9 protein-coding genes and 1 pseudogene are annotated in these 11214 nt (G+C 74.5%); 8 read left to right on the forward strand and 2 right to left on the reverse strand.

Going from position 1 to position 11214, the window contains the following annotated elements; all coding sequences use genetic code 11:
* From CCN29_RS22175 to CCN29_RS22200, 6 genes are all read left to right on the forward strand, one after another.
* The coding region (locus CCN29_RS22175) for a MiaB/RimO family radical SAM methylthiotransferase (RefSeq protein ID WP_086683966.1) at positions 1 to 1015 on the forward strand (1015 nt) is incomplete at its 5' end.
* Positions 1012 to 1917, forward strand: a complete 906-nt coding sequence (gene pgsA, locus CCN29_RS22180; protein WP_086683969.1) for a CDP-diacylglycerol--glycerol-3-phosphate 3-phosphatidyltransferase — start codon at positions 1012 to 1014, stop codon at positions 1915 to 1917. The genes CCN29_RS22175 and pgsA, both read left to right, overlap by 4 nt.
* Positions 1914 to 2459: a CinA family protein gene (locus tag CCN29_RS22185; RefSeq protein WP_006130047.1), complete on the forward strand. Its 546-nt coding sequence runs from the start codon at positions 1914 to 1916 to the stop codon at positions 2457 to 2459. The genes pgsA and CCN29_RS22185 overlap by 4 nt, the downstream gene beginning before the upstream one ends.
* A gap of 109 nt (positions 2460 to 2568) precedes the next feature.
* The gene (locus CCN29_RS22190; RefSeq protein WP_003993396.1) at positions 2569 to 2949 is read left to right on the forward strand and encodes a helix-turn-helix domain-containing protein; all 381 of its coding nucleotides are present in this window, start codon (positions 2569 to 2571) and stop codon (positions 2947 to 2949) included.
* A gap of 199 nt (positions 2950 to 3148) precedes the next feature.
* A complete protein-coding gene (locus CCN29_RS22195; RefSeq protein ID WP_006130046.1) occupies positions 3149 to 3619 on the forward strand; it encodes a Dps family protein in 471 nt (156 codons plus the stop codon).
* A 44-nt stretch (positions 3620 to 3663) separates the two neighbouring features.
* Entirely contained in the window at positions 3664 to 3894 is a 231-nt protein-coding gene (locus CCN29_RS22200) for a hypothetical protein (RefSeq protein ID WP_006130045.1), read from the forward strand.
* 23 nt (positions 3895 to 3917) lie between these two features.
* Here the strand turns inward: CCN29_RS22200 and CCN29_RS22205 are convergent, their stop codons facing one another.
* Both CCN29_RS22205 and CCN29_RS22210 read right to left on the reverse strand, forming a co-directional pair.
* On the reverse strand, positions 3918 to 4751 hold the full coding sequence (locus CCN29_RS22205) for an Fpg/Nei family DNA glycosylase (protein WP_006130044.1): 834 nt from the start codon (positions 4749 to 4751) through the stop codon (positions 3918 to 3920).
* Positions 4752 to 4784: 33 nt separating this feature from the next.
* Complete coding sequence (locus tag CCN29_RS22210) at positions 4785 to 9638, reverse strand: ATP-dependent helicase (RefSeq protein ID WP_086683971.1); 4854 nt, start codon at positions 9636 to 9638, stop codon at positions 4785 to 4787.
* 73 nt (positions 9639 to 9711) lie between these two features.
* Here CCN29_RS22210 and CCN29_RS22215 point away from each other — a divergent pair.
* Both CCN29_RS22215 and CCN29_RS22220 read left to right on the forward strand, forming a co-directional pair.
* Positions 9712 to 10464 (forward strand): annotated as a pseudogene (locus CCN29_RS22215) (AraC family transcriptional regulator); the annotation flags it as partial.
* A gap of 113 nt (positions 10465 to 10577) precedes the next feature.
* The coding region (locus CCN29_RS22220; RefSeq protein WP_086683974.1) for an AzlC family ABC transporter permease at positions 10578 to 11214 on the forward strand (637 nt) is incomplete at its 3' end.

The raw sequence follows: 11214 nt of genomic DNA on the forward strand, positions 1-11214 counted from the left end.
CGGACACGGCCCGGCCGACCTGCCCGACGGCCTCGCCCCCGCCTCGGGCCCCCGCGCGCCCCTGCGCCGCCGCCTGGACGGCTCCCCGGTGGCGTCCGTGAAGCTGGCCTCCGGCTGCGACCGGCGCTGCTCCTTCTGCGCCATCCCCTCCTTCCGCGGCTCCTTCATCTCCCGCCGCCCCAGCGACGTCCTCAACGAGACGCGGTGGCTGGCCGAGCAGGGCGTGAAGGAGATCATGCTGGTCTCCGAGAACAACACCTCCTACGGCAAGGACCTCGGCGACATCCGCCTGCTGGAGTCCCTGCTGCCCGAACTCGCCGAGGTCGACGGCCTGGAGCGGGTCCGCGTCAGCTACCTCCAGCCGGCCGAGATGCGGCCCGGCCTGATCGACGTGCTGACCTCCACCCCGAAGGTCGCCCCCTACTTCGACCTGTCCTTCCAGCACTCCGCGCCCGATGTGCTGCGCGCCATGCGCCGCTTCGGCGACACCGACCGGTTCCTGGAGCTGCTCGACACCATCCGGAGCAAGGCGCCCCAGGCCGGCGTGCGCTCCAACTTCATCGTCGGCTTCCCGGGCGAGTCCGCGTCCGACCTCGCCGAGCTGGAGCGGTTCCTCATCCACGCCCGGCTGGACGCCATCGGCGTGTTCGGCTACTCCGACGAGGAGGGCACCGAGGCGGCCGGCTACGACGGCAAGCTGGACGAGGACGTGGTCGCCGAGCGTCTGGCCCGCGTCTCCCGGCTCGCCGAGGAACTCGTCTCGCAGCGCGCCGACGAGCGGGTCGGCGAGACCGTGCACGTCCTGGTGGAGTCCGTCGGCGAGGAGGACGGCGTGTACGGCCGTGCCGCGCACCAGGCTCCCGAGACGGACGGCCAGGTGCTGCTCACGAGCGGCGAGGGACTGAGCGTCGGCCGTATGGTCGAGGCGAAGGTGGTCGGCACGGAGGGTGTCGACCTGGTGGCCGAGCCGCTCTTCGAGGGCTCGCCCGCGCGCATCGAGGAGGCGGGCAGATGACGGGTGTCCCGGCATCGGCGGCAGGTGGCCCCTCCGGCGCGAGGAGGGTGAAGGGCCCCGCGTCCGGCGGCCTGACACCGGCGTCCGGCCGCGCGCTCGCACGGGAGGCAAGGGACAGGGCTCCGGGCGGCTCCGGAGGCGGGAAGGCACGGCGTGACGCGTCGGGCCCCGAGGACGTCCGCGCGGCGGCCGCCTCCTCCGCCACGTCCTCCTCACCGCCGTCGTCCGAGGACACCGGGATCGCCGGGACCGCCGAGGCGCAGGGCTCCACCCGGGCCCCGCGCGGCGGCAAGATCGCGGCGGCGGCCGTCGACCAGGCCAGCGTCTGGAACATCGCCAACCTGCTGACCATGCTCCGGCTGCTGCTGGTGCCGGCGTTCGTCATGCTGATGCTCGCCGACGGCGGCTACGACCCGGCCTGGCGGTCGTTCGCCTGGGCGGCCTTCGCCATCGCCATGATCACCGACCTGTTCGACGGTCATCTGGCGCGCACCTACAACCTGGTCACGGATTTCGGGAAGATCGCCGACCCCATCGCCGACAAGGCCATCATGGGCGCGGCGCTGATCTGCCTGTCCGCGCTGGGCGACCTGCCGTGGTGGGTCACGGGCGTGATCCTCGGCCGGGAACTCGGGATCACCCTGCTGCGTTTCCTCGTCATCCGTTACGGGGTCATCCCGGCCAGCCGGGGCGGCAAGCTCAAGACCCTCACGCAGGGCGTGGCCGTGGGCATGTACGTGCTCGCGCTGACCGGGTGGCTGGCGACGCTGCGGTGGTGGGTGATGGCCGCGGCGGTGGTGCTGACCGTGGTGACCGGCCTCGACTATGTGAAACAGGCCATTGTGCTCCGCAGGCAGGGAATCGCCGAGCGCAAGGCGGCGTTGGAGGAGACGGAAGAGTGAGTTCAACGGCCACCGAGGTGGTGCGACTACTCACCGTGAACGGCGGGACGCTTGCGGTCGCCGAGTCGCTGACCGGTGGCCTGGTGGCGGCGGAGATCACCTCCGTCCCCGGGGCGTCCAAGGTCTTCCAAGGCTCGGTGACGGCCTACGCCACCGAGCTCAAGCACCGGCTGCTGGGCGTGGACGCCACTCTGCTGGCCCAGCGCGGAGCGGTGGATCCGCAGGTGGCGGCCCAGATGGCGGCCGGAGTGCGCACGGCGCTCGGCGCCGACTGGGGCATCGCCACCACCGGGGTGGCGGGACCCGACCCCCAGGACGGACAGGCCGTCGGCACGGTGTACGTGGCGGTCGACGGCCCCTTCACGGAGGGCGCCGGTTCCGCCTCTGGCGGAAAAGTGCGCCGTCTGCGGTTGAACGGCGACCGCGCGGAAATTCGTATGGAGAGTGTACGGAGCGTGCTCGCCCTGCTCCTCGAGGAGCTGGCGGGCGAACAGACCGGGAATGAGCGGGCACAGGATACGGAACGGAACGGGGGGTTTTGATGTTTGCAGCCCAGAGTGAACACGACATCGCTCCCCGCACGGCCGCGGCGCGAGGCGGTACGGTGGGGCGAGAAGGATGCGGCTACGCGGTCCGAGGAGGGAGCCACCGATGATTCTGCTCCGTCGCCTGCTGGGTGACGTGCTGCGTCGGCAGCGCCAGCGCCAGGGCCGTACTCTGCGCGAAGTCTCCTCGTCCGCCCGAGTTTCGCTCGGCTATCTCTCCGAGGTGGAGCGGGGGCAGAAGGAGGCTTCCTCCGAGCTGCTCTCCGCGATCTGCGACGCGTTGGACGTACGGATGTCCGAGCTCATGCGCGAGGTGAGCGACGAACTCGCTCTCGCCGAGCTGGCCCAGTCTGCTGCAGCGACCCCCAGCGAGCCCGTACCCACGCCGGTTCGACCGATGCTGGGTTCCGTGTCGGTGACCGGTGTGCCACCGGAACGGGTGACCATCAAGGCGCCCGCCGAGGCGGTGGACGTCGTCGCCGCCTGACCAGGCGTCCGGCGCTCCGCGCGGTGTGAAGGTGTGAGATGCCCCGGTGAGGGCTTCTCCGGAGGATTCCGGAGGGGTGCCGCCGGGGTTTTTCGCGTCTCCGGGAAGTGCCGTGGGTGCGGGTGGGGCTGCGTTTGCCGGTGCGGCGGGGGGCCGTCATCGTGGAGACGGAGGCGGGGGACCAGCCACGGAGGTGCGGATGTACGTCGTGAAGAGCCCGTTGTCCGACGAGAACCTGAAGACCGTTTCTGAGGCACTGCAGGGCGCCCTGGTCGATCTGATCGACCTCTCCCTGGTGGCCAAGCAGATCCACTGGAACGTGGTCGGACCGCGCTTCCGCTCCGTCCATCTCCAGCTCGACGAGGTCGTGACCACCGCACGCGGCCACTCCGACACGGTGGCCGAGCGGGCCGCGGCGCTGGGCGTCTCGCCCGACGGGCGGGCCGCGACCGTGGCCGTCGGCAGCGGCATCGGCGTCACGCCCGAGGGCTGGGTCGACGACGCGGCGGCGGTGAGCGCGCTGGTGGACGCGCTGGGCGCGGTCATCGCCCGTATGCGGGAGCGGATCGCGGCGACCGAGGAGCCCGACCCGGTGACCCAGGACATCATCATCACGATCACCGCGGACCTCGAGAAGCACCACTGGATGTTCCAGGCCGCGAACGGGTGACACGGGCGCGGGGCGCATCCCTTGCGTGGAGAAGCGGGCCCCTGGTGCGCCGGTGGGCCGCCTGCGTGGCGTTCACGGCCCTGTGGTGGTGGGCGGCGGCACGGCTGCTGCTGGCGCCCGACGCCGGCGCCCTGGAGGGTGCGGTCGCGGCCGGCGGATGGGGCCTGAGCGTGCTTCCGGTCCACTGTCTGCCCAAGGCGCGGGCAGACGGGGCGCTCGCCGCCGGGCGGTGGCGGCGGGCCTGGCGCGCAGCCCGTGAGCCCGGGGCGGAGTGACGCCCTCAAGGCGGCTGTGCCGGCTACCGGGCAGGGCCCCGGCCGGCTCGCGGCGCGGGTTCGGGGGCGGGTCCCGGCTGGCAGACGGGGCACCAGTACGTGGGGCGTTCGCGTGAGCCGTCGCCCTGCTCGGCCACCCGGATCGGCGTGCCGCAGCGCAGGCAAGGGCGGCGGGCGCGGCCGTAGACGTAGAGGTCCTGGCCGCGGCGGCCGGTGGTGTTGCGGACGGCGCGGTCGCGGTTGAACTCCAGCAGCTTCCTGGCCAGCTCCGGGAGGCTCGCCATGCGGTCGGCCGGGAGTTCGCCGACGGGCAGCCAGGGCGTGACGTTGAGCAGGAAGCACAGCTCGCTCTTGAACACGTTGCCGATGCCCGCGAGGTTCCGCTGGTCCAGCAGCGCCTCGCCGAGCTCGCGGCCGGGGTCCTCGGCGAGGTTGGCGAGCGCCAGGTCGGCGTCCCAGTCGGGGCCCAGCAGATCGGGGCCGAGGTGGCCGACCGCGCGGTCCTCCTCGTCCTCGGTGCGGATCAGCTCCAGCACGGGCAGCCGGTAGCCCACGGCCGTGCGTTCGGCGTTGGCGAGGACGGCGCGGATCTGGTGCGCCGGGCCGCCGTTCCAGCGCTGCCCGGGCGCGTAGATCCGCCAGGAGCCGTCCATCCGCAGATGCGAGTGCAGGGTCAGGCCGCCCTCGATCCGGGTCAGCAGGTGCTTGCCGCGCGCCGTGACGTCCAGCACCGAGCGGCCGGTGAGGTCGGACGTGGCGAAGCGGGGCACGCGCAGGTCGCTGCGGACCAGGACGCGGCCGGCGAGGGCGTCGTGCAGCCGTCGCGCGGCCTGCCAGACCGTGTCTCCTTCGGGCATGCGTCAAGAGTGACACGGCCGGCCCGCACACGGTCAGGCGCGCAGCCGCAGCCCTCTCGGGGTGGCCACGAACCCGGCGGTCTCCAGAAGGGCGCCCAGCGGGGACGTCAGGGCCGGGGCGCCGTTGACGCGCTCCACCGTGATTGTGCCGAGGGAGCCCGCGCGGGCGCCGTTCGCGAGCGCCTCGGCTGCCGCCGGAAGCCTCGGGTCGTCGGCCGGGTCGGCGCCGGGGTCGGCGGGCCAGGCGAGCACCGTCTTGCCGCCGCGCTCCATGTAGAGCGTCAGCTCACCGTCCACCAGCACCACCAGGGAGCCCGCCTTGCGGCCCGGCTTGTGCCCGGCGCCGTCCGGCGGCTCGGGCCAGCCCAGGGCCGCCCCGTAGGCGTTGGCCGGGTCGGCGGCGGCCAGCACCACGGCCCGGGAGGCGCGGTCCGGCCCCGTACGGCGGCCGGCGAACGGGTCGTACGACGGTCCGCCGCCGTTCTGCCAGGGCTGCGAGCCCTGGGCGGCAAGGTCGCGCGGCGAGACGTACTCACCGGGCCGCGAGGGCAGGTACGACGCGTCGTCCCGGCCCGGCCCGAGACCGTAGGGGTCGGACGCCGCGCCCAACGGGGCGGGCGCGGCCGGGGCCGTGTGCCCCTCGCCGCGCTCCCGGGCGTTGGCCGCCGCGCGCAGGCGGTCCACGGCGCCGTCCATCGCGAACTGCGCGGCGCCCAGGCCCTCCACCACGTAGCCGCGCCGGGCCTGCCCGGTCTCCTCGAAGGCGGACAGCACGCGGTACACCGCCGAGAAGCCGCCCTCCACGCCCTCCGCGGAGACGGCGCCCCGGGTCACCACCCCGTGCCGGTCGAGCAGCGTACGGGCCAGGGCGTGGGCGCGGACCGTGGTGTCGGCGTCCCGGTCGGGCAGCAGCGACCAGCGGCCGGCGACGGTCGGCGGGCCGGTACGGGAGGCGCTGCGCGCCGCCGCCGTGAGCGAGCCGTAGCGCCCGCGCGGCACCGCGCGCTTGGCGCGGTGGGCGGTGGACCCGGCGGTGCGGCCGGAGCCGAGCACGGCGCGCAGCGGGTTGAGCGTGTCGTTGGTGAGCCGCCCGGACCAGGCGAGGTCCCACAGGGCGTCGGCCAGCTGCACGTCGCCCGCCTCGGGGTGCGTGGTGGCGCGGACCTGGTCGGCGATCTGCCGGAAGAAGAGGCCGTAACCGCCGGACAGGGCGGCCAGCACGGACTCGTGCAGCGCGGTCGTCTCCAGCGGGTGCGGGGGAGGCAGCAGCAGGGGGGCCGCGTCCGCCAGGTACAGGGAGACCCAGCCGTCCTTGCCCGGCAGCGAACCGGCGCCCGCCCAGACCACCTCCCCGGAGGCGGTCAGCTCGTCGAGCATGGCCGGGGCGTAGTCCGCCACCCGGGACGGCAGGACCAGCTTCTCCAGGGCGGAGGCGGGCACGGACGCGCCCTGCAACTGCTCGACGGCCCGCAGCAGTCCGTCGATGCCGCGCAGGGAGTGGCCCTTGCCCAGGTGCTGCCACTGGGGGAGGAACTGGGCCAGCGCGGCGGGCGGAACCGGCTCCAGCTCGTGCCGCAGCGCGGCGAGTGAACGGCGGCGCAGCCGGCGCAGCACCGCCGCGTCGCACCACTCCTGCCCGATGCCGGCCGGGTGGAACTCGCCCTGCACGACCCGGCCGGCCGCCGCGAGGCGTTGCAGGGCGCCCTCGGTGACGGCCACGCCCAGCCCGAAGCGGGCCGCCGCCGTCGCCGACGTGAACGGGCCGTGCGTGCGCGCGTACCGCGCGAGGAGGTCGCCCAGGGGGTCCTTGACGGGCTCGGTGAACGCCTCGGGCACGCCCACCGGCAGCGCCGTGCCCAGCGCGTCCCGCAGCCGGCCCGCGTCCTCGACGGCCGCCCAGTGGTCCTCGCCCGCGACCCGCACGCGGATGGCGCGCCGCGCGGAGGCCAGCTCCCGCGCCCACTGCGGCTCCGCGCCCCGCTCGGCCAGCTCGGACTCCGTGAGCGGACCGAGCAGCCGCAGCAGGTCGGCGACGCTCTCCGCGTCCTTCGCCCGCCGGTCCTCGGTGAGCCACTGCAGCTCGCGCTCCAGCTCCGTGAGCACCTCGGCGTCCAGCAGCTCGCGCAGCTCCGCCTGGCCGAGCAGCTCCGCGAGCAGCCGCGAGTCCAGCGACAGGGCGGCCGCCCGGCGCTCGGCGAGCGGGGAGTCGCCCTCGTAGAGGAACTGGGCGACGTACCCGAACAGCAGGGAGCGGGCGAAGGGGGACGGCTCCGGGGTGGTGACCTCGACCAGCCGCACCTTCCGGGACTCCAGGTCGCCCATCAGCTCGACCAGGCCGGGGACGTCGAACACGTCCTGGAGGCACTCGCGGACCGCCTCCAGGACGATCGGGAACGACCCGAACTCCCCGGCCACCTGGAGCAGCTGGGAGGCACGCTGGCGCTGCTGCCACAGCGGGGTGCGCCGGCCCGGGTTGCGGCGCGGCAGCAGCAGCGCGCGGGCGGCGCACTCACGGAACCGGGAGGCGAACAGCGCCGAGCCGCCGACCTGGTCGGTGACCACCTGGTCGACCTCGCCCTTGTCGAAGACGACGTCGGCGGCGCCCACGGGGGCCCTGTCCGCGTCGTACTCGGAGCCGGCCCGCGACGGCTCCTGGTCGAGCAGGTCCAGGCCCATCAGGTCGGCGTCCGGGAGGCGCAGCACGATGCCGTCGTCGGCGTGCATCACCTGGGCGTCCATGCCGTACCGCTCGGAGAGGCGGGCGCCGAGCGCGAGCGCCCAGGGGGCGTGCACCTGGGCGCCGAACGGGGAGTGCACCACCACCCGCCAGTCGCCCAGCTCGTCACGGAAGCGCTCCACCACGATCGTCCGGTCGTCCGGGATGTGGCCGCACGCCTCGCGCTGCTCCGCCAGGTACGACAGCACGTTGTCCGCGGCCCAGGCGTCCAGGCCCGCGGCCAGCAGCCGCAGCCGGGCGTCCTCGTCGGACAGCGAGCCCACCTCGCGCAGGAACGCGCCCACCGCCCGGCCCAGCTCCAGCGGCCGGCCCAGCTGGTCGCCCTTCCAGAACGGCAGCCGGCCCGGCACACCGGGCGCGGGGGAGACCAGGACGCGGTCGCGCGTGATGTCCTCGATGCGCCACGAGCTGGTGCCGAGCGTGAACACGTCACCCACGCGCGACTCGTAGACCATCTCCTCGTCCAGCTCGCCGACCCGGCCCCCGCCCTTCTTGGGGTCGGCGCCCGCCAGGAACACGCCGAACAGGCCGCGGTCGGGGATCGTGCCGCCCGAGGTGACGGCCAGCCGCTGGGCGCCCGGACGGCCGGTGATCTCGCCCGTCACCCGGTCCCACACCACGCGCGGGCGCAGCTCCGCGAAGGCGTCCGACGGGTAGCGGCCGGCGAGCATGTCCAGCACGGACGTGAACGCGGACTCGGGCAGCGAGGCGAAGGGGGCCGCCCGGCGGACCAGCGCCAGCAGGTCGTCGAACTGCCAGGTGTCCATCGAGGTCATCGCCACGAGCTGCTGCGCCAGGACGTCCAGCGGGTTGGACGGGACGCGCAGGGACTCGATCGCGCCCGTGCGCATCCGCTCCGTGACGACGGCGGCCTGCACCAGGTCGCCCCGGTACTTCGGGAACACCACGCCCGTGGACACCGCGCCCACCTGGTGGCCCGCGCGGCCCACGCGCTGGAGGCCGGAGGCGACCGACGGCGGCGACTCGACCTGCACCACCAGGTCGACGGCGCCCATGTCGATGCCCAGCTCCAGACTGGACGTGGCGACCACCGCGGGCAGCCGGCCCGCCTTCAGGTCCTCCTCCACCTGGGCGCGCTGCTCCTTGGACACCGAGCCGTGGTGCGCCCGCGCGATGACCGCGGGCGCACCCTGGGCGGCTCCGGAGTTGCCCATCAGCTCGGCGGGGGAGTGGTGCTCGTCCAGGGGCTCGCCGGTGGCGCGCTCGTAGGCGATCTCGTTGAGCCGGTTGCACAGGCGCTCGGCGAGACGGCGGGAGTTGGCGAACACGATGGTGGAGCGGTGGCTCTGCACCAGATCGGTGATCCGCTCCTCGACATGCGGCCAGATCGAGGGCTTCTCCGCGCCCTCCGAGCTCTCGGAGACGGGTGAGCCGCCCAGCTCGCCGAGGTCCTCGACCGGCACCACCACGGAGAGGTCGAACTCCTTGCCCGACTCCGGCTGCACGATCTCCGTCTTGCGGCGCGGGGACAGGAAGCGGGCCACCTCGTCCACCGGGCGCACCGTCGCCGACAGGCCGATGCGGCGGGCCGGCTTCGGCAGCAGCTCGTCCAGCCGCTCCAGGGACAGGGCCAGGTGCGCGCCGCGCTTGGTGCCCGCGACCGCGTGCACCTCGTCGAGGATCACGGTCTCCACGCCCGCGAGCGCGTCGCGCGTGGCGGACGTCAGCATCAGGAACAGCGACTCGGGCGTGGTGATCAGGATGTCCGGCGGCCGTGTGGCGAGGGCGCGGCGCTCGGCGGGCGGGGTGTCGCCGGAGCGGATGCCGACCTTCACCTCCGGCTCGGGCAGCCCCAGGCGCACGGCCTCCTGGCGGATGCCGGTCAGCGGGCTGCGCAGATTGCGCTCGACGTCCACGGCGAGGGCCTTCAGCGGCGAGACGTACAGCACCCGGCAGCGCTTCTTGGGGTCGGCCGGCGGGGGCGTCGACGCCAGCTGGTCCAGGGCGGCGAGGAACGCGGCCAGCGTCTTGCCGGACCCGGTGGGCGCCACCACCAGCACGTCCGAGCCCGCGCCGATGGCCTGCCAGGCGCCGGCCTGGGCGGCGGTGGGCGCGGAGAAGGCACCCGTGAACCAGCCGCGGGTCGCGGGGGAGAAGCCGTCCAGGGCGCGGCGCGGATCGCTGACCATGGCTCCATCGTGCACCCGGCCACTGACAACCGGGCCGGTCCGCGCGCCGTCCGGGCCGCGTGACAATGACGGTATGGCGGAAACGCGCGGGGAACGGGCGCGGCACTGGCGGTACGAGGAACTGCCCGGTGTCGACCTGCTGCGCGCCCGCTACATCCGCAAGTCGTTCGTCCGGCACACCCACGAGCACTTCGTGATCGCCGCCATCGCCGACGGCGTCGAGGTCTTCCACCACGGCAGCGGCGACCAGTACGCGGGCGCCGGCGCCCTCGCCCTGGTGAACCCGGACACGCCCCACACCGGCAGGGCGGGCGTCCCCGAGGGCTGGCGGTACGGGGCCGTCTATCCGTCGCCGGACGTCGTGGCCGCGATCGCCGCCGAGACCACCACCCTGCGCGGCACCCCGGGCTTCGTCACGCCGGTCCTCGACGACCCGTACACGGTGCGGCTGGTCCACCAGGTGCTGCGGGCCACCGACGAGGGCAACGCGCTCGCCGCCGACACCCTGCTGCGGGTCGTGGTCACCCGGCTGCTGCGGCTGAACGGCGGCACGCTGCCCCGGCGCGAGGTCCGCACCGCCGGCGCCCGGACCGCGGCACGCGCGCGTGCCGTGCTCGAGGAGCGCATGGCCGAGCCGCCCACCCTGGAGCGGCTCGCCACCGACCTCGGCACCAGCCCGTTCGCCCTGCTGCGCGCCTTCCGCGCCGCCTACGGGATGCCCCCGCACACCTGGCTCACCGACGCGCGCGTACGACGCGCCCGGCGGCTGCTGGACGCGGGGACGACACCGTCCGAGGCGGCCGTCACCGTGGGGTTCACCGACCAGCCGCACCTCAACCGGCACTTCAGCCGGATCGTCGGCGTCCCGCCGGGCGCCTACCAGCGCGAGCGCAAGAACGTACAAGACGCGCGCGGGGACCTTTCCGTAGCGTCCGGTGCGTGGCAGCGGAACGGACAGCAGAGCACGAGTACGCGGACCTACGGTCCGGCACCGGAGACGGGCTCTCCGACGGCGGAGCGAAGCCGGACGGCGCCGTCGTACGGGACGCCCTCGGCGTCGGGGTCGCCGTCGGACTCTCCGGGTTCGCCTTCGGCGTGACCTCGGCGGGCAGCGGGCTCAGCCTGCTCCAGACCTGCGCGCTCAGCCTGCTGGTGTTCACCGGCGCCTCCCAGTTCGCCCTGGTGGGGGCGCTCGCGGCGGGCGGCGGCGCCGTCACGGCCGCCGCGGGAGCGTTCTTTCTCGGCGTGCGCAACGCCTTCTACGGGCTGCGGCTGTCGCAGCTGCTGGCGCTGCCCCGCGCGGTGCGGCCGTTCGCCGCGCAGTGGGTGATCGACGAGACCACCGCCGTCTCGCTCGCCCAGCCCACCCGCCGCGCCGCCCGCATCGGCTTCCTGGTCACCGGGCTCAGCCTCTACGTCCTGTGGAACCTCACCACGCTGCTCGGCGCGCTGGGCGCGGACGCCATCGGCGACACCAAGGCGTGGGGCCTGGACGCGGCCGGTCCCGCCGTGTTCCTGGCGCTCCTCGCCCCCATGCTGCGGACCGGCACCGAGCGGGCCGTCGCCGCGCTCGCCG

It is taken from the genome of Streptomyces pseudogriseolus, assembly GCA_002154585.1.
Lineage (GTDB): Bacteria > Actinomycetota > Actinomycetes > Streptomycetales > Streptomycetaceae > Streptomyces > Streptomyces pseudogriseolus.

Bases quoted from the DNA above. Each gene is read 5' to 3' on its own strand.
- CCN29_RS22190 (WP_003993396.1), top strand. From the start codon at position 2,569: ATGATTCTGCTCCGTCGCCTGCTGGGTGACGTGCTGCGTCGGCAGCGC.
- CCN29_RS22195 (WP_006130046.1), top strand. From the start codon at position 3,149: ATGTACGTCGTGAAGAGCCCGTTGTCCGACGAGAACCTGAAGACCGTT.
- CCN29_RS22205 (WP_006130044.1), bottom strand. From the start codon at position 4,751: ATGCCCGAAGGAGACACGGTCTGGCAGGCCGCGCGACGGCTGCACGAC.
- CCN29_RS22210 (WP_086683971.1), bottom strand. From the start codon at position 9,638: ATGGTCAGCGATCCGCGCCGCGCCCTGGACGGCTTCTCCCCCGCGACC.
- pgsA (WP_086683969.1), top strand. From the start codon at position 1,012: ATGACGGGTGTCCCGGCATCGGCGGCAGGTGGCCCCTCCGGCGCGAGG.